The organism is Mycobacterium lentiflavum (assembly GCF_022374895.2).
Lineage (GTDB): Bacteria > Actinomycetota > Actinomycetes > Mycobacteriales > Mycobacteriaceae > Mycobacterium > Mycobacterium lentiflavum.
The window spans coordinates 4,884,306-4,901,369 of record NZ_CP092423.2 but is presented as its reverse complement, the minus strand read 5'-3'; the positions used below and the strand labels follow the sequence as shown (position 1 = coordinate 4,901,369).

The following is a 17,064-nucleotide window of genomic DNA, read 5'->3' as shown; positions in this document are numbered from 1 at the left end:
CAGCGTCCTAACCGCGGGAACTTAGCGCGACTCGGCGTCCGCGCGCGGCCCGTACTCGGGCGGCGGCGTGATGCCCGTCCCGCCGTGCCGTCCCGACGAAGACCCTCCGTTGGTCTGCGCGAGCAGGTCGCGGATCTCGGTCAGCAAGACGATCTGAGCGTCGTCGGCCTGCTCGACCTCGCCGCGCTTACGGAAAGTGTTGTAGGGCAGCACGACCAAGAAGTAGACCACCGCGGCGACCAGGACGAAGTTGATCGCGGCGGACACCAGCACATTGAGATCAATCGTCTGGCCGCCGCCGATGCTGATCTTCAGGATGCCGACATCGGACTGCTGGTTGACGCCGATCCGGTTGATCAACGGCGTGATGATGCTGTCGGTGAACTTGGTGACCAGGCCGGTGAATGCCGTACCGATGACCACCGCGACCGACAGGTCGACGATGTTGCCCCGCGCGAGAAATTCCTTGAACCCCTTGAGCATTCGACGTCCTTTCTGGGCTGGACATAGTTTGCTGCTGGTTCTGTGGCAAGCGGCAGTCAGGTACTCAGTGCAGGGTGAGGGTTACTGCCTGCCCTAGCACCGAGCCTGCCACCGTGTTCGCCACGCGGGCCGGCAGCGCAACTAACACTACGCGGTCACCGTCGGCGGTCTGGACTTTCTGCTTCGGCGACACGAGTACCACGACGGCATCGGTGGCGACCACCAAGCTGGCCGCCTTGGTGCCCGGCTGCGAATCGGTGGGCGCGGCCAGTACGTCGACCACGTCGCCGGCACGCACCAGGTCGATGAGTGCACTGTCGGCCAGATGCAGCGGCACGATGCGCGCGCCCGGCGCGGCGTTCGATCCGATCGCGGCCTCGGCGAGCCGGCTGCCCAGCAGGCGCACGTCGGTCAGCACCTCGCCCCGACGCGCCGGACCGGCCAGCAACGAACCGACCACCGCGCCTGGATCTGCTTGTGAGCCATCGGGAAGTGTTGTCGCCAAACGCTTTTCGACTCGAACATCGTCGGAGGTCAACGCCGCGCCGGGAGTCAAGTCACGTGTGGCCACCACCGCGTCGACGCGATCGCCGTCCGGATTCGAGCGCACCGCCGCGATCCCGGCCAATACGACGAGCCCGCCCGCCGCCACTCGGCGGGCCAGTACGGTCCGGGTCCAGTCCGGGCGCAGCGATACCGATATCCGGTGCAGCAGCGCCGGGTTCAGCAATGGTTCTCCCACGCCGCAACGGTAAGTGCAGCGGGCAGCGCGAAGTTCCCGAATTGGAGGTGTGCTGTGGATAACCCGCTAGCTGGAGGCCGCGGCTGACGTGGTCGACTTCGCGCTGGACGAGGACTTGTCGCTGGAGCCGGATTTCTCGCTCGACGAGGACTTGTCGGTCGAGCTGGAACTCTCGGAAGATCCGTTGGTCGACGACCCGTTGCTCGCAGTCGACGACGACTTTTTGCCCGACTCGCGGCTGTCGGTGCGGTAGAAGCCGCTGCCCTTGAACACGACGCCGACGGAGTTGAATAACTTGCGCAGTCGGCCCGAGCACTTGTTGCACGTGGTCAGGGCGTCGTCGGTGAAGGCCTGTACGACGTCGAAGCGGTCGCCGCATTCGGTGCACGCGTAGCTGTAGGTCGGCACTCCATAACCTCCGTTAGATAAGCTTGTTAGCACTCTACAGTGCCTGAGTGCTAAAACAGCCATGAAATCCGTCTCATTCCCGGGCGATTTCACCCGCGCGCAGGGCCACGACGCCGCGGCCCGGGGTGATCACGTGGGTCATCGGCACGTCGTGCGGATCGGCCGGTAACTCCTCGACGAACTCCTCGTCGCGCACCATCGCGATCAGCCGGGCCTGCGGGTTCCTGGCGTCCAGCGACCGGTCGTAGTAGCCGCGGCCCCGGCCCAGGCGCACACCCCGGCGGTCCACGGCCAGCGCTGGGACCACCACCATCTCCGCCTCGGCCAGGACCGAGTCCGGCAGCCACGGCTCCGGCGGCTCGAGCAGGCCCCAGCGGCCGACGACGAGTTCGCCCGGCCGGTACTCGGCCCAGCGCAGCCGCATCGGGGTGCCGTCACCGGCGGTGCGCGCAATGGGCAACAGCACCCGCCCGGAGTGCCGCAGCAACATGTCCAGCATCGCGATCGAACCCGGCTCGCTACCCACCGGAACGTAGGCGCAGACGGTGCTGTCCCTGCTCACCGCGAGGGCGAGCTGTTCGCTGAGCATCCGCGCCTGTACGGCATGCACGTCGCCGGCAACCAGACTTCGGGCCGCCAGCACTTGCTCGCGCAATGCGGCCTTAGTCGAAGTCGTCATGCATCAACGATGACAGCACGGGTATTCGGCCTGCCATGCAACGGCGGCAACCCCTCTGAGCGCTATGGTGTGAACGATGTCACGGCCAGATGAAGTCCCGATCCCATACACGGCGATCGTCCCCGCAGCCGGTCTGGGCACCCGTTTCCTGCCGGCCACCAAGACGGTGCCCAAAGAGTTGCTGCCCGTCGTCGATACGCCCGGAATCGAGCTGGTCGCCGAGGAAGCGGCCGCGGCCGGCGCCGAGCGGTTGGTGATCATCACGTCCGAGGGCAAGGACGGCGTGGTCGCGCACTTCGTCGAGGATTTAGTGCTGGAGGGCACGCTCGAAGCCCGCGGCAAGAAGGCGATGCTGGCCAAGGTGCGTCGCGCGCCGGCGCTGATCAAGGTCGAGTCGGTGGTGCAGGCCGAGCCGCTCGGGCTGGGACACGCGATCGGCTGCGTCGAGCCCACGCTGACACCCGACGAGGACGCCGTCATGGTGCTGCTGCCCGATGACCTGGTGCTGCCGACCGGCGTGCTGGAGACGATGGCCAAGGTGCGCGCCGAGTACGGCGGCACGGTGTTGTGCGCCATCGAGGTCACGCCCGAGGAGATCAGTGCCTACGGTGTTTTCGACGTCGAGGCTATCCCTGGTGCGGGCAATTCCGACGTTCTCAAAGTCAACGGCATGGTGGAAAAACCAAAGGCCTCCGCGGCCCCGTCCTTGTATGCCGCGGCCGGCCGGTACCTGCTCGACCGGGCCATCTTCGACGCGCTGCGCCGCATCGACCACGGTGCCGGCGGCGAGCTACAGCTCACCGACGCGATCGCGCTGCTGATCAAAGAGGGCCATCCGGTTCACGTCGTCGTGCATCGCGGATCTCGACACGACTTGGGAAATCCCGGCGGCTACCTCAAGGCTGCGGTTGACTTTGCATTGGATCGTGACGACTACGGCCCGGAATTGCGGCGGTGGTTGGTGGCGCGATTGGGCCTGAACGAGCAGTAGCCGGCCGCCATGCCGGGCCCGGAGTACGACCGGGCGATCGGGCTCGATCGGGCTCGATCGGTTCTAGCGGGCCCGATACGGCGCGCCGTCACGGTGACGGCAGAGAGGCGCGGCGAGTGCGTTCGGTTGAGGAGCAGCAAGCCCGGATAACCGCGGCCGCGGTAGCTCCGCGCCCGATACGGGTTGCCATTGCGGAGGCGCAGGGATTGTTGTGCGCCGAGGAAGTGGTGACCGAGCGGCCGCTGCCCGGCTTCGATCAGGCCGCGATCGACGGCTATGCGGTGCGCAGCGTCGACGTGCTGGGCATCGGCGAGGTCGGCGGCGATCTGTCGCTCGACGAGACCGGCGAGCCAATGGCCGACGAGGACAACCCCGGGGGGCTGGTCCTGCCGGTGATGGGGACCATCGAAGCCGGGGCGCGGACGCCGAGCCGGTTGCAGCCGCGCCAAGCCGCCCGGGTGCAGACCGGGGCGCCGCTGCCCACGCTGGCCGACGCGGTGCTGCCGCTGCGGTGGACCGACGGGGGCACGTCGAAGGTGCGGATCCTGCGCGGCGCGCCGTCGGGGGCTTACGTGCGGCGCGCCGGCGACGACGTCCAGCCCGGCGATGTCGCGGTCCGGGCCGGGACGATCATTGGCCCGGCCCAGGTGGGGCTGCTCGCCGCGGTCGGTCGGGAGCGGGTCCTGGTGCACCCGCGACCGCGGGTGTCGGTGATGGCGGTGGGCGGCGAGCTGGTCGACATCTCGCGGACGCCGAGCAACGGGCAGGTCTACGACGTCAACTCCTACGCGTTGGCGGCCGCGGCCCGGGATGCCGGCGCGGAGGTCAACCGGGTCGGCATCGTGCCCAACAACCCGGCGGAGCTCGGCGAAATCGTCCAAGGGCAGATCAATCGCGCCGAGGTCGTGGTGATCGCCGGCGGGGTCGGGGGTGCGGCCGCCGAAGCAGTGCGGGTGGTGTTGTCCGAGCTCGGTGACATGGAGGTCGTCCGGGTCGCCATGCACCCCGGATCGGTCCAGGGCTTCGGGCAGCTTGGGCGCGACGGTGTGCCGGTCTTCCTGCTGCCCGCCAACCCGGTCAGCGCGCTGGTGGTCTTCGAGGTGATGGTGCGGCCGCTGATCCGGCTGTCGCTGGGCAAACGCCAGCCGATGCGGCGGATCGTGCAGGCCCGCACGCTGTCGCCGATCACGTCGGTGGCCGGGCGCAAGGGTTACCTGCGCGGCCAGCTGATGCGCGACCAGGACAGCGGCGAGTATCTGGTGCAGGCGCTGGGCGGCGCTCCCGGGGCGTCTTCGCATTTGCTCGCGACGCTGGCTGAGGCAAACTGTCTAGTTGTGGTTCCGAGTGGTGCCGAACAGATTCGCACCGGTGAGATCGTCGACGTCGCGTTCCTGGCCCAGCGCGGCTGACTCAACTGCGCACGCCCGTGAACCTCTTGCGCTCTAGCGCCCGTCACCCCGGTTGGCCGTCGTCGGTGGGGCCGCTGCGGGTCGCGGCCGGTGTGGTCCGGTTGCGCGCGGTCCGGATGCGCGACGGCGCTCAGTGGAGCCGCCACCGGTTGGCCGACCGGGCGCATCTCGAGCCGTGGGAGCCCACCTCCGACGGCGACTGGGCGTTGCGGCACACCGTCGCGGCCTGGCCGGCGTTGTGTTCTGGACTGCGTGCCGAGGCCCGCAACGGCCGCATGCTGCCGTACGTGATCGAGCTCGACGGGCGGTTCTGTGGGCAGCTGACGATCGGCAACGTCACCCACGGTGCGTTGCGGTCGGCGTGGATCGGCTACTGGGTGCCGAGCTCGGCGACCGGCGGGGGAGTGGCCACCGGGGCGCTGGCGCTGGGCCTGGACCATTGCTTCGGGCCGGTCATGCTGCATCGGGTGGAGGCCACCGTGCGTCCGGAGAATGTCGCCAGCCGGGCCGTGTTGGCCAAGGTCGGCTTTCGTGAGGAGGGGCTGCTTCGCCGCTACCTCGAGGTCGACCGGGCGTGGCGCGACCATCTCCTGATGGCCATCACGGCCGAGGAGGTCTACGGATCGGTGGCATCGACGCTGGTCCGCGCCGGACACGCGCGCTGGGCGTAGTCGCGCTGCTGCTCCGCCGACGTGCTCGACGACCCGCCGCCATAGACAAATCGCAATATTTCTGTGGCTCACGTGACATATGTGGCGTGTGATGCTTGATTGAGGCAAATTACAGGTGTGTAATTGCGCTGGTCGCAGGTCCCGGCCGCGCAGGTCAACAATCGGCCTCGTAGGGGATCTCGACCAGAAGGAGCAGGTAATCATGCCAAGCATCCCGCAGTCGTTGTTGTGGATCTCGCTCGTGGTGCTCTGGTTGTTCGTCTTGGTACCGATGCTGATCAGTAAGCGTGACGCCGTGCGACGCACCAGCGACGTGGCGCTGGCGACCAGGGTGCTCAACGGCACCGGGTCCCGCCTGCTGCGGCGCAGCGGTCCGGCCTCGGGTCACCGCAGCGATCCACACTGGAAGCCGGAAGACGCCGCCGACGACGAGCTTGACGACGCGGAGCACCGCGACGACCTCGCCGAGGCCGACGACGAACACGATGCCGAGACCGAGGAACTGCGCCCCGCCCGTCCGGTGGTGATGAGGATGGCGGCCGCCGAGCCGGCCGAGCCCGACTACCTGGACGTCGACGTCGTGGAAGATTCCGACGCACTGCCGTCGGGCGCCAGCGCCGTGGCCACCGAACCCGAACTCGCCCCAGTGGACGAGGAAAAGCATGAGGAAGCCGACGAGGATCACCTCGACGATGAGTACGAATACGTCGAGGATTCGTCCGGTTTGGAGCCGGAGGCTGAGGACGAGGACCCGGGTTCGCCCGAGCGGGTGGTCCCATCGAGCGCCCAGCGTCGCCGCCGCTACGACACCAAGACCGCCGCCGCCGTCACCGCCCGTAAGTACGCCTTCCGCAAGAAGGTGTTGATGGTGATGGCCGTCATCCTGGTCGGCTCGGCGACGGCAGCGTTCGAAATCAGCCCGACCGCATGGTGGGTATGCGGCGTAGCCACCGTGATCACACTGCTCTACCTGGGCTATCTGCGCCGGCAGACCAGAATCGAGGAGAAAATCCGCCGCCGCCGCACGCAGCGGATGGCTCGCGCCCGCTTCGGTGTGGAGAACACCCGCGACCGCGACTACGACGTGGTCCCGTCGCGGTTGCGACGCCCCGGCGCGGTGGTCCTCGAGATCGACGACGAGGACCCGATCTTCGAGCACCTGGACTACGCGATGCCGCAGCAGAACTACGGCTGGCCCCGGGACCTGCCCCGCGCCGTCGGCCAGTAGCGCCGGGCGGTGCTGGCCCCTTCGTAGAACTGGTAGCCTGCTAGCGGTCAGGGGCTATAGCGCAGTTGGTAGCGCGTCTCGTTCGCATCGAGAAGGTCAGGGGTTCGATTCCCCTTAGCTCCACAAGCAAAATCGCAGTTGAAGGCCGATAAATCGGAGTTATCACATTTCGGCGTCAACGCTCCCGTCAAGTTGGGGGCTTAGAATCCGGGGGTGGCCAGCCTCAGAATCCGCCATCGCAGCGACGGAAGCACCTATACCTCGGTGCTGTATGTGCTGAACGGCAAGCAGTCCTCCTCTTCTTTCAACGACCACGCCGAGGCCGTGAGATTTCAGGAGCTGGCCAACGAGACCAGCCCCGCGAAAGCCTTGGAAGTCTGGGCAACGACCACGCCGTCCGCGGACGCCTTCACCGTGGCCAGCTGGTGCACTCATCATGTGGACCACCTGACGGGGATTAATGACGCAACCCGCGCCCGGTACCGGCGCTACATCGTAAACGACATCGCGCCAAGCAAGATCGGACCTCTGCCGTTAACGGCGCTAACCAACGCCGATACTGCCAGCTGGCTCAACAGCCTGACCGGCTCCGCGAAGACCGCGTCGAACAAGCACGGCTTCCTGGCCGGTGTCCTCAATGCGGCGGTGCGGGGTGGGCAAATATCGGCCAACCCCTGTGACGGAAATCGGTTGCGTCGCGACGAGCCCGCCGAGATGGTATTCCTGACTCACCAAGAGTTCGGGATCTTGCTTTCCAGCTTTGGCTCTCATTGGCGGCCCCTCGTCCAGTTTCTGGTAGCGAGCGGCGCTCGGTTCGGGGAAGCCACAGCGCTCACGCCCGGCGATATCGACATCGCTGAGGGCACCGTCCGGATCCAACGGGCATGGCGCTACGTGCCCTAGGAGGGATACCAGTTGGGACCGCCGAAGACCAGGCGGTCCATCCGCACGGTCGACGTGGGAGCATCCGTTCTCGCCAAGCTGGACTTGTCCGGCAACTGGGTTTTCACCAACTCCGGACGAGGCTGGCGCGGAGGGCCGGATGATCCAGTGCGAGCACAGAATTTCCACACCAACGCTTGGGTCCCGGCTGTGGCTAGGGCCCGGGAAAATGGTTTGAGTAAAAAGCCGCGTATACACGACCTCCGCCACACCAACGCCAGCTGGCTAATCCAGGCCGGTGTCCCGCTGACGGTCGTGCAGCGTCATCTCGGCCACGAGTCGATCCAGACCACCTCCGACCGCTACGGCCATCTGGATCGGCAGTCGTCCCGGGTGGTTGCCGACGTCGTCAGCAAAGCACTCGAATCGCCGTAAAGCGGCAGAGGATCGCTGCGGTCGGATTTGCCAAATCTCTCGACTCGAGTCACGTGTCCCGCGAAGTAGTTTCCGGCGGCGACCTTCGTCCTGAATGGGGCTAGCTGGACGGGCATTTCACGCGGGCACACGGGTCACAAAAGCTCTAATGGTGCGCCGCGCTGTTGTTTGTATCGCTGCGGGCCCTAGAGGGTGAGGGAAGAAAATCTCCCCTTGGCCAGCGGTCGCCGTAGACCAGCGAGAGGGCATGTATGTCCGAGAACACTGATGGCGGTTTTGCGGCCGCGAAGCGGCGACGATACAAATTGCGCTTGTTTGGGGCGCGTCTGTCAATGCGCCGGGGACTTAAGACCTTTGGCCGCAGGTTCGGGAAGGGCGCGGCGGGCTCGTCCAGCGAGATCCTGGACACGCGCTGCAACTGCAACTGCAAGTGGCTGTGCCCCACGTGCGGCTACGCCGTTTCTCGAACGCAGATGCGCAAGGTCCAACGCGTGTTGCGATCGTGGACAGCGGACGGCGGAGCGGTGGCTTTTCTGACTCTTACGCAATCCCACTGTCCCAGTGACGATCTCGCCACGCTTTGGGACCGAATAGAGGCAGGATGGAAAGCGCTCACCCGCGGTGCAGTGTGGACTATGGACAAGCAGATCTACGGTATCCGCGGATACTTTCGGTGCACCGAGATCGTATACAGCCCAACTACCGGTTGGAACGTTCACTTTCACGTGATCCTCCTCCTTAACGTCGAACTCGATGCGGTTCAACTCAATCGCCTGCAACTCTGCGTCGGTAGGAGGTTCGCCGCCGGCGTCGTTCGCAAGGGAGGGAGCGCGTCCGTACACGCTCAGGACTTGCGACCAATGACGCCTGGCACGGAAGAACGGCTAGCTGCGTACTGCTTGAACGGCACCACAATGCACACCTCCCCCAATGGCTCTCGATCGCCAATGGCCATCCTCAGTCATCTGGAATCCACCGGGCAAGGACTTGCCTTGTGGGAGGAATTCACAAGGGCCGTCTCGCAAAAAAAGCGTGTGCAGTTCGTCGCCTCCGCCGGCATCGAAGAGCTGTGTATCGGTAGGCCACAGTCTTGTTTAATAGCGCGTTCTTTAATAGCGCGTTCATCCAACTAATCACAGATCGACCGACCTTTCACTCTGGGGGAGGGGCCTCGAGGGTCGAATCGGCTCGGATTACAACCTCCCGATGTGGAGATCGAGGTTGTGTTGTTTAGCGCGTGATGTCCGCTGCGAGCAAGGCGAGGTGCTGACCAGTGCGGAAGACTGGATACGGAAGAGAGCCGCTCGCCAATAACGTTGGCGAGCAAGGAGATCCTCTAACTTTACTACAACGTTCATACAACAACGTGTCGTCACTGTGCTTCTCCGCGGTAGGCGGGGTCAAAGTCGAAGTTCTGGGGTCGGGACATGACTCATATATATCAGTCCGCCTGATATATATGTCAGTATGACTGATATGGTCCAGAACGCTTGGCTCGCTGTTCTACCAGTTGGAACTTCGGCAGCGCTCGGAAATGGCCGCCGCGCTCAAGCCGTTCGCCCTGACGCTCGCTGAATATGTGTGTTTGCGCATGCTGGTCGAGACACCCGGCATGTCCAGCGCCGAACTCGCGCGCGATCGATGTCACGCCCCAGACGATGAACGCGACCTTGAAGAGTTTGCATGACCGGTCTGGTGGCACGACCCGATGCGGTATCCAGCGGTCGTGCACGACCCACCACCTTGTCGAAAAAGGCACGGCCCTCATGCAGAGCTTGTCCTCGGCTGTGCAGGACGCCGAGTACCTTGTCCTGGAACAGCTTTCCCCCGCTGAACGGCGCGAATTACGTCGGCTTCTCGCCGCGGCGGTTCAGTTTCGTTGATCCAGACCGTGTTCGAGTAGGTCGAAAACCGCGTTCAGGGAGGTCTGCGGGTCGGGGTCGGTGCCGACGAATTCGGGGATCTCGAGGACGTAGCGCGCGACGGCGCGGACGGTGGGATCGCCCGGTTCGCGCCCGACTTCGTCGGCGATGACGCCGGCCAGCGGCGCTTCGCAGCGTATCCACAGCTTGCGTGAATACTCTCGCAGGGCAGGGGTTTTCAGGATCAGCTCGGTGAGGTCACGGAACTCAGGCGACGGCTTGTCGACGAACGGTCCGCGCCCGCTCATGAATTGCCGTAGCGCGGACATCACCGACTGGCCGGCCGGGCGCTCACGCACCGCGGCGAGCAGGCTGTCCATCCGTTCGGCGCCATCGTCGAAGATGACGGCCGCCTTGCCGTCGGGTACGTGGTTGAACAACGTGGGGACCGAGATGTCGACAGCGTCGGCGATGTCCTTCACGCTCACCGTGTCATAGCCGTTCTTCAGGAACAGTCGCCGAGCGGTGGCCGCCAGCGCCTCCCGGGTCTGGGCGTTCTTGCGGGCACGCCGTCCCACCGTCAGGTCATCCACTCCCTCAGTGTAGGTAGGGAACTGCAGTGATACTAATATTTAAGTGGATAAAGCTATTAGGTGCGATACGGAGGGAGATTGCGATGACGTCCGAACATCCTGAGTCGACACCGGTGCTGGTCGTGGGCGGCAGTCTCGTCGGCCTGTCCGCGGCGGTGTTCCTCGCATGGCGCGGTGTGCCCGTCGTGCTCGTCGAACGTCATCAGGGCAGCTCCAAGCACCCACGCGCAATCGGCTATACGGCCCGGACCTTGGAGCTTTTTCGCGCGGTGGGGATTTCCGTTCCGGACACCGCACATGTCGGCGGCCCGCCGCGGCGCGCCCGGGTCGAAAGCTTGGCCGGTAACTGGCAGGAGGAATATCCGTGGTCACAACCGGGATCACGGCCAGACATCGAGTACTCGCCGGTGCACACGACGGCGATCGCCCAGGACCATCTCGAGCCCATCCTGCGGGACCGCGCCGCCACTCTGGGTGCCGACCTGCGTCTGGGCACCGAACTCGTCGCGTTCACTCAGGATGACGAAGGAGTAAGCGCCACCGTGCGCCGCCGCGACACCGGTGCGCCCTACGCGCTGCGCGCGCAGTACATGATCGCCGCCGACGGGGCGGACAGCCCGGTCCGCGAAGCGCTCGGTATCGGGCGCAGCGGGCAGGGACTGCTGTCGGTGCAGAGCAGCATCCTGTTCCGCGCCCCGCTCGATGCCTACCTGGAAAGCGGCGTGGTGCAGTTCGAGATCAGTCAGCCCGGCTGGGACACGTTCCTGACGACCTACAGCGACGGCCGGTGGGTGCTGATGCTCCCCGAAGACCGCGACTACTCCGAAGACGAGCAACGCCGATTGATCCGGCGCGCCGTCGGCGATGACGATCTGCCGATCGAACTTCTCACCACCGGACGCTGGGAGTTAGCGGCCCGGATCGCCGACCGGTTCAACAGTGGGCGCGTCTTTCTGACCGGTGACGCCGCCCACCAGCTTCCCCCCAATCGCGGCGGCTACGGCGCCAACACCGGCATCGACGACGTCCACAACCTCGCGTGGAAGCTCGCCGCCGTCCTGGCCGGCACCTCGACACCGCAGCTGCTGGACACCTACGACGCCGAACGGCGACCGATCGCGTGGCTGCGCCACGAACAGATCTTCGCCCGAGCCGACTACAAGGCACACCTGAGCGGCCCGGTGAGCGACACTCCCGTCATCGACGACGTCGCCATGGAACTCGGCCAGCTCTACCGCTCGGCCGCCATAGACGGTGCCCCGGCAGATCTGCCACCTGCCCAGCGCCCCGACCAGTGGGCAGGTCAGCCCGGCACCCGGGCACCGCACCTGTGGCTGCATACCGATAACGGCCACACCATCTCGACCCTGGACCTCTTCGGAGCGACCTGGACGGTTCTCGCCGAGGATCACCGTTGGGCGCCCGCCGTCGCCGAGGCTGTTCAAGAGGTCGGCGTCCCCACGACATTCGAGCTTATCGACCCGGCGAAAGTTGTTGGACCGCAGGCGTTTCTCGACGCTTATGGACTGTCCCGCACCGGCGCGACCCTGGTTCGGCCGGACGGCTACATCGCCGCGCGCTGGCCGACGGCCCCCTACGACACGGCTGGGGCCCTGACCGAGACCCTCGCGCACGTCGCCGCGGCCGCACGCCGCCCCACGGAGGCGCGGCCATGACTGAATCGCTTGTCGAACAGCGGTTGTGCCGGATCGAAGACACCGAAGCTATCAAGATCGTGACGGCGCGTTACGCCGACGCGATCAACCATGGGTACGACGGCAAGGCACTTGACCTGGCCGCCATCAGCGAAGTTTTCACCGCCGATGCACGTTGGAGCAGCGATGATTTCGGGACCACGGTCGGCGCCCAGGCCATCGCCGCCGAACTACCCGCCGCCACGGCCCGCGTGACCTGTGCGATGCACACGTTCCTCAACCCGATCATCACCGTCGACGCCGACGCCGACACCGCCACCGCCCGATGGCAACTGTGGATCGCGTCGGTCTATGACGGCCGGCCCGGAACGGTCCATATGGGCGCCGAGATGACCTATGTGCGCACACCCGCCGGTTGGCGTATCAAGACCCTCCACATCGGACAAGGGTTTCGCATACCGGCCGGGACTTCCGCGCCCCGCCACTGACGACGAGATCAGGAGAAACCATGAGCACCAATCCGTTCACCGCGATCGCCAACGCACGCATCTTCGACGGCGAGAACATCACCGACCACAGCTGCGTGCTGATCCACGACGGAACGATCGTCAACGTCGGAACGCATCCGCCGGCAGACATCGACGTGTTCGACGCCAACGGTGGGACGCTGCTTCCCGGCCTCATCGACGCGCACACCCACACCGAACCGGAATTCCTGCGCATAGCACTGACATTCGGCGTGACCACCGAACTGGAAATGCAGGGCTTCTGGTCACCGGAGCAGAGCGCCTACGTCGATGAGCACGACGACGTCGCCGACGTCCGCTCGGCGGGTCTGGGGATAACCCCGCCCGGCGGCCACCCGCACGAGCTCATTCCACCCCAGGTCAACCAGCGTCCCGGCGAGGAACGTCAGTTCCCCTACGCGACGAGCCCGCAGCGCGCCGCCGAGATCGTCGCCGAACGCGTCGCGCAGGGCAGCGACTACATCAAAGTCTTTGTCGAGGACGGTCGGGTCTTCGACAAACCGGGCACCCCGGTCCTTCGCGACGACATCCTGCGCGCAGCCGTACGCGCAGCTCATGAGCACGACAAGATCGTGCTCGCGCACACCTTGACCGCCGACGCGGCGCAGCGTGCGATCGCGGCCGGGGTCGACGGACTCGCCCATGTCTTCCTCGACCAGGGCGCCACCCCGGAGCTCATCGACGTGATCGTGCGCTCCGGCGCATTCGTGATCGCCACGACCGTGACCTGTGCCTCGATCCTCGGCCACACCGGAGCAGCGCTGGCCGCCGACCCGCGGGTGGCAACTCGACTGGATGAGACATGGCTGGGCACACTGCGCGGCAGCATCGACACCTTCCACGACAGCAGCCTGGACACCGTCCTGAACACCGTCGCCGCCTTGCATCGCGCAGGCGTCGACATCCTGGCCGGCACCGACGTGTCCCACCCGGTGGAATACGTCGGCGGAACCGCGCACGGCGCGAGTCTGCACGAAGAGCTGCAGCTGCTGGTGCGTGCCGGCCTGTCGCCGGTGGAGGCGCTGCGCAGCGCGACGTCGGTGACCGCCCGCCGCTTCGGACTCACCGACCGCGGCCGCGTCGTCAACGGCGCACGCGCCGACTTGCTGCTCGTCAAGGGAGATCCCACCGCAGACATCTCCGACACCCTCAACATCGAAGCCGTCTGGCGCCGCGGCGTCCGACTGCACTAAGAAAGGTTCACGCCATGGCATCGAGCACCGTCATCGACATCCACCACCACGTCCTGCTCAACGCGCACCGGGCGGCGGGCACGCCCGCGCCGGACTGGAGCATCGACAGTGACCGGGCGGCGATGGACCGCGTCGGCATCGGCGGAATCCTGCTGTCGCTTCCGGTGTCCGGGTCCGCCCCGCAGGTGCGCGCGATCAACACCGCCCTTGCCGAGCAGGCCGGCCACGACCCCTCGCGCTACGGCTTCCTTGCTTGTGTGCCGGCCGAGGATCCGCACGCTGCCCCGGCCGAAATCCAGTACGCCTGCGCGGAACTGCATGCGGATGGCTTATGCCTTCCCAGCAACCACGCGGGAATCTACGTCGGCGACGACCGCATGGACTCCATCCTCACCGAACTCGACGACCGCGGCGCTGTCGTGTTGCTGCATCCGGGCCAGCCGCCGGCCGGAGTGCCGTTGTTCGACCGCCCGGAATGGTTGTGCGAGTTCCCCTTCGACACCGCCAGGGCGGTGATCGACCTAATATATCGTGGCAAGATCGAACGGTTCCCACGAATCCGTTGGATCGTCTCGCACGCCGGCGGCGTCCTGCCCTTCCTCGCATACCGGCTCAGCACCGTGGCCGCCGAAACCGGGGCCATCACCCCGTCCGCGATACGGGTGCAAGCCGCGTTGCGCACGCTGTACTACGACCTGGCGCTCTCGACATCACCTGCTGTCTTCGCCGCCCTGACCGAGCTCGTCGACGCCTCGCACATCCTCTTCGGCTCCGACTACCCCATGCGGTCCGAACCGGGCGTGGCCGAAAGCCTGAAAGAGCTCACCGACTACCCCGGATTCGACCAAATCCAAAAGGACGCAATTCTTTCCGGCTCCAGCCGTGCCCTGTTCCCCCGATTCGCCCGCCGGGTGAGCCTTCCTGCGGCGGAAGCCGTCGAGCACAACCGCGAATTGTACGATCGCCTGTACCGCGGAGAGGCGGCATTCCCGGGCTCGGCCGCCCCTGCCGGGATTCCCTGGGACATCGGACAGGCGCAGCCGCGCCTGATGGAACTCGAAGCAGTCGGCGCGATCGGCGGGGAGGTGCTCGACGCCGGCTGCGGCCAGGGCGACAATGCGATCTACCTGGCGCAGCGCGGCTACTCGGTGACCGGTCTCGACAGTTCGCCGACGGCGATCGAGCAGGCCCGGGCCCGCGCTGCCGCGGCCGGTGCGCGGGTGCGCTTCCAGGTTGCCGACGCCACCGAACTGGCTGGTTATGACGCACAGTTCGACACTGTCATCGACAGTGCTCTCTACCACTGCCTGGACTACGCCGGCAGGCGTGCCTACCCGGTCGCGCTGCGCCGCGCGACCAGGCCGGGCGCGCGGTTGTTCCTCTACTGTTTCTCCGCCGACAACGTCAACGGTGTCATCGCGCCGGAAATCGTCGCCGAAGAAGAGATCCGCCAGGCCCTCGCAGATGCCCGTTGGCGGATCGATTTCCTCGGGCCCACATCCTTGCTCGGCAACGCCGCGGGCTTTTCCGGTAGCTTCGGGGATTGGCCGGACGAGGTTCTGCAGCGGATGCCACCCGCGCAGGGCAGGCAGATGCGCCAGATGGCCGAGCGGATGGCTGTGATCCTGCCGCTCGTCGACAGCGGACGCGTTCACCTGCCGTGCACCGTCGTCCACGCGACCAGGTTGGATTGACGTCATGTCCGCCACCACCGTGGCTAAGCGGACGATGATGATCGACCGCGCGCTCTTAGTTGAACTCCGTCCGACAGCGGTCCTCTGTCTCATTTCTAAAGAAAAGAGACGGGGTTGCGGGAATCCCTCCCCGTGGCATCGCCCCAGGTGACGATGTCTCATATCTCGTCTCACACCGCGGTGCGGCGCTGGCCGTGCGGACGCGGACCACTTCGGAACGCTCGGGTCGCATACACCCGTGATCGGCGCCAGCACTCCGAGCTCGGCGATGCTGGCGATGAAGTCCTTGCTCAGGGCTGCGCCGTCGCGCACATTGTCACCGATTCATCGATCCCACCGGGCCAGTGTCATAGCTCGGAGCACCGCCATTCAGTCGCAGGCGTCCTAGCGAATTCCACGAACCGTATGGGCAATCGCGGCTCCGGAGGATCCACCCCCAAGCAGGATGCGCGCATAGGCCGTCGAAGGTGCAGAGTCGTCGGTGCGACGATGTGACGCTCCAAACTGGCCGCGACCACACGCTTTGGTAGTGATCGGTAAACGCCCGAGAGTGGAAGACCACATTCGAGGAATTAGTCCGCTTTTGATTCGTATTCCGCAGCGAGCATGCGCAGCTGCTCGCGCAACCACTGGTTACCCGGGTCGCGGTCGGTTCGTGGTGTCCATACCATGATTTCGGTGAGCGGCTGAAGTTTCATTGGCGGCTCAATTATTCGTAGCTGGTTGTCGAAATTGATGGCGCGTGCCAGTCGCTCATGCATGACCGTTATGAGGGGCCCTCCCCGAAGTAGTAGGCGCGCGAGGCTGAAACCGGCACTAATCTGTGTGTTGCGGGAGATATTTAGCAAGTCCAGCTGCACTTCGGCCAACGATGGCACCCCAAGCGCGCTCGTGGCCAAATACGGCAGAGCGCTGAACTGCTCGAGGGTGATGGTTTCGCCGACATCGGTGTTGGCTGCGTCGACCGCGCACACGAAGCGGTCGTGGTAGAGCACCTCGTGTAGGTAGTTGACGTGCGGCCCGAACACCTCCCAGGGGATGATTAGCACGTCGGCGTCGCCGCCCTGCAATCGCTCTGCGTAGTCGTCGCCGGGCGGGGTGATCTCGAGCCGCACGTGCGGCGCCTCGTGATACATGGCCATGATCAAGGGATGCAGAAATGTCACTATCGTGCGATCGGTTGCGATCACCGAAAAGGTCCGGTGGTCCACCAGTGGGTTGAATCCCTGGTGTTGAAGCAGTATGTCGATGCAAGACAACGCATCGCGGACTGGTTCTGCGAGCGACTCCGCCAACGGTGTGGGCTCGAGAATGCGTCCTTGCCGCACGAGGATCGGATCCCCGAGCAGCTTGCGTAGACGCCCGAGCGTGGAACTCATTGCCGATTGGCCGACGTTGAGACGCTGAGCCGCCCGGGTCACGCTTCGCTCGGCCATCAACGCGTCAAATGCGACCAGCAAGTTCAAGTCCACGCGATTCAGGTCGACCAAGAGACCTCCCTGCCTTATTGATCGAATCAATCTATCGCATCGAGAGCCATTGTTTGTGTCGGACCGTTGTTCCCGCTTACGGTCGAGCCACCGGCGATATAAGGGAGCATTCCGATGAATCA

18 protein-coding genes, 1 tRNA gene and 1 pseudogene are annotated in these 17,064 nt (G+C 65.5%); 13 read left to right on the top strand and 7 right to left on the bottom strand.

Features of this window, described 5'->3' with window-relative positions; all coding sequences use genetic code 11:
• Nucleotides 1–21: 21 nt before the first annotated feature.
• From mscL to MJO58_RS22725, 4 genes are all read right to left on the bottom strand, one after another.
• Complete coding sequence (gene mscL, locus MJO58_RS22740; protein WP_239721066.1) at nucleotides 22–483, bottom strand: large-conductance mechanosensitive channel protein MscL; 462 nt, start codon at nucleotides 481–483, stop codon at nucleotides 22–24.
• Nucleotides 484–547: 64 nt separating this feature from the next.
• On the bottom strand, nucleotides 548–1,225 hold the full coding sequence (locus MJO58_RS22735; RefSeq protein WP_239721064.1) for an SAF domain-containing protein: 678 nt from the start codon (nucleotides 1,223–1,225) through the stop codon (nucleotides 548–550).
• A gap of 66 nt (nucleotides 1,226–1,291) precedes the next feature.
• On the bottom strand, nucleotides 1,292–1,633 hold the full coding sequence (locus MJO58_RS22730; RefSeq protein ID WP_090606076.1) for an FmdB family zinc ribbon protein: 342 nt from the start codon (nucleotides 1,631–1,633) through the stop codon (nucleotides 1,292–1,294).
• 73 nt (nucleotides 1,634–1,706) lie between these two features.
• Nucleotides 1,707–2,312, bottom strand: a complete 606-nt coding sequence (locus MJO58_RS22725; protein ID WP_239721063.1) for a 5-formyltetrahydrofolate cyclo-ligase — start codon at nucleotides 2,310–2,312, stop codon at nucleotides 1,707–1,709.
• A gap of 76 nt (nucleotides 2,313–2,388) precedes the next feature.
• Between MJO58_RS22725 and MJO58_RS22720 the strand changes: the two genes are divergently transcribed.
• From MJO58_RS22720 to MJO58_RS22685, 9 genes are all read left to right on the top strand, one after another.
• Nucleotides 2,389–3,303, top strand: coding sequence for a UTP--glucose-1-phosphate uridylyltransferase (locus MJO58_RS22720; RefSeq protein ID WP_239721062.1), 915 nt, complete (start codon nucleotides 2,389–2,391; stop codon nucleotides 3,301–3,303).
• 116 nt (nucleotides 3,304–3,419) lie between these two features.
• Nucleotides 3,420–4,712 (top strand): molybdotransferase-like divisome protein Glp, encoded by a 1,293-nt coding sequence (gene glp, locus MJO58_RS22715; RefSeq protein ID WP_090606066.1) that lies wholly within the window; start codon nucleotides 3,420–3,422, stop codon nucleotides 4,710–4,712.
• A gap of 17 nt (nucleotides 4,713–4,729) precedes the next feature.
• Nucleotides 4,730–5,383 (top strand): GNAT family N-acetyltransferase, encoded by a 654-nt coding sequence (locus MJO58_RS22710; protein ID WP_217493147.1) that lies wholly within the window; start codon nucleotides 4,730–4,732, stop codon nucleotides 5,381–5,383.
• Nucleotides 5,384–5,585: 202 nt separating this feature from the next.
• Nucleotides 5,586–6,611 (top strand): divisome protein SepX/GlpR, encoded by a 1,026-nt coding sequence (gene sepX / locus MJO58_RS22705; protein WP_239721061.1) that lies wholly within the window; start codon nucleotides 5,586–5,588, stop codon nucleotides 6,609–6,611.
• A gap of 50 nt (nucleotides 6,612–6,661) precedes the next feature.
• Nucleotides 6,662–6,734 (top strand) — tRNA-Ala (locus MJO58_RS22700).
• A 90-nt stretch (nucleotides 6,735–6,824) separates the two neighbouring features.
• Entirely contained in the window at nucleotides 6,825–7,514 is a 690-nt protein-coding gene (locus tag MJO58_RS22695; RefSeq protein ID WP_239721060.1) for a tyrosine-type recombinase/integrase, read from the top strand.
• A 54-nt stretch (nucleotides 7,515–7,568) separates the two neighbouring features.
• Complete coding sequence (locus tag MJO58_RS22690) at nucleotides 7,569–7,928, top strand: tyrosine-type recombinase/integrase (RefSeq protein WP_239723409.1); 360 nt, start codon at nucleotides 7,569–7,571, stop codon at nucleotides 7,926–7,928.
• Between the two features lie 251 nt (nucleotides 7,929–8,179).
• Nucleotides 8,180–9,061 carry a protein rep gene (locus MJO58_RS28845; protein ID WP_350355901.1) on the top strand — a complete coding sequence of 294 codons (882 nt, stop codon included), beginning with the start codon at nucleotides 8,180–8,182 and terminating at the stop codon, nucleotides 9,059–9,061.
• 401 nt (nucleotides 9,062–9,462) lie between these two features.
• Nucleotides 9,463–9,615: a helix-turn-helix domain-containing protein gene (locus MJO58_RS22685; RefSeq protein ID WP_239721059.1), complete on the top strand. Its 153-nt coding sequence runs from the start codon at nucleotides 9,463–9,465 to the stop codon at nucleotides 9,613–9,615.
• 183 nt (nucleotides 9,616–9,798) lie between these two features.
• Here MJO58_RS22685 and MJO58_RS22680 read toward each other — a convergent pair whose 3' ends face one another.
• A complete protein-coding gene (locus tag MJO58_RS22680) occupies nucleotides 9,799–10,383 on the bottom strand; it encodes a TetR/AcrR family transcriptional regulator (protein WP_239721058.1) in 585 nt (194 codons plus the stop codon).
• An 83-nt stretch (nucleotides 10,384–10,466) separates the two neighbouring features.
• Between MJO58_RS22680 and MJO58_RS22675 the strand changes: the two genes are divergently transcribed.
• Genes MJO58_RS22675 through MJO58_RS22660 form a run of 4 tightly spaced genes read left to right on the top strand, consistent with a single transcriptional unit; the run spans nucleotide 10,467 to nucleotide 15,452 of the window.
• On the top strand, nucleotides 10,467–12,059 hold the full coding sequence (locus MJO58_RS22675; protein ID WP_239721057.1) for an FAD-dependent monooxygenase: 1,593 nt from the start codon (nucleotides 10,467–10,469) through the stop codon (nucleotides 12,057–12,059).
• Complete coding sequence (locus tag MJO58_RS22670; RefSeq protein WP_239721056.1) at nucleotides 12,056–12,526, top strand: nuclear transport factor 2 family protein; 471 nt, start codon at nucleotides 12,056–12,058, stop codon at nucleotides 12,524–12,526. Before MJO58_RS22675 ends, MJO58_RS22670 begins: the two co-directional genes overlap by 4 nt.
• A 20-nt stretch (nucleotides 12,527–12,546) precedes the next feature.
• The gene (locus MJO58_RS22665; protein ID WP_239721055.1) at nucleotides 12,547–13,758 is read left to right on the top strand and encodes an amidohydrolase family protein; all 1,212 of its coding nucleotides are present in this window, start codon (nucleotides 12,547–12,549) and stop codon (nucleotides 13,756–13,758) included.
• A 14-nt stretch (nucleotides 13,759–13,772) separates the two neighbouring features.
• Complete coding sequence (locus MJO58_RS22660) at nucleotides 13,773–15,452, top strand: amidohydrolase family protein (protein WP_239721054.1); 1,680 nt, start codon at nucleotides 13,773–13,775, stop codon at nucleotides 15,450–15,452.
• A gap of 572 nt (nucleotides 15,453–16,024) precedes the next feature.
• Here MJO58_RS22660 and MJO58_RS22655 read toward each other — a convergent pair.
• Both MJO58_RS22655 and MJO58_RS28840 read right to left on the bottom strand, forming a co-directional pair.
• A complete protein-coding gene (locus tag MJO58_RS22655; RefSeq protein WP_239721052.1) occupies nucleotides 16,025–16,747 on the bottom strand; it encodes a LysR substrate-binding domain-containing protein in 723 nt (240 codons plus the stop codon).
• A 3-nt stretch (nucleotides 16,748–16,750) separates the two neighbouring features.
• Nucleotides 16,751–16,924 (bottom strand): annotated as a pseudogene (locus MJO58_RS28840) (LysR family transcriptional regulator); the annotation flags it as partial.
• Nucleotides 16,925–17,064 lie beyond the last annotated feature (140 nt).

Excerpts from the sequence above, each read along its gene's own strand:
- MJO58_RS22670 (WP_239721056.1), top strand. The coding sequence starts at position 12,056 with ATGACTGAATCGCTTGTCGAACAGCGGTTGTGCCGGATCGAAGACACC.
- MJO58_RS28845 (WP_350355901.1), top strand. The coding sequence starts at position 8,180 with ATGTCCGAGAACACTGATGGCGGTTTTGCGGCCGCGAAGCGGCGACGA.
- MJO58_RS22720 (WP_239721062.1), top strand. The coding sequence starts at position 2,389 with ATGTCACGGCCAGATGAAGTCCCGATCCCATACACGGCGATCGTCCCC.
- MJO58_RS22660 (WP_239721054.1), top strand. The coding sequence starts at position 13,773 with ATGGCATCGAGCACCGTCATCGACATCCACCACCACGTCCTGCTCAAC.
- MJO58_RS22675 (WP_239721057.1), top strand. The coding sequence starts at position 10,467 with ATGACGTCCGAACATCCTGAGTCGACACCGGTGCTGGTCGTGGGCGGC.
- sepX (WP_239721061.1), top strand. The coding sequence starts at position 5,586 with ATGCCAAGCATCCCGCAGTCGTTGTTGTGGATCTCGCTCGTGGTGCTC.
- mscL (WP_239721066.1), bottom strand. The coding sequence starts at position 483 with ATGCTCAAGGGGTTCAAGGAATTTCTCGCGCGGGGCAACATCGTCGAC.
- MJO58_RS22665 (WP_239721055.1), top strand. The coding sequence starts at position 12,547 with ATGAGCACCAATCCGTTCACCGCGATCGCCAACGCACGCATCTTCGAC.
- MJO58_RS22725 (WP_239721063.1), bottom strand. The coding sequence starts at position 2,312 with ATGACGACTTCGACTAAGGCCGCATTGCGCGAGCAAGTGCTGGCGGCC.
- MJO58_RS22685 (WP_239721059.1), top strand. The coding sequence starts at position 9,463 with ATGGCCGCCGCGCTCAAGCCGTTCGCCCTGACGCTCGCTGAATATGTG.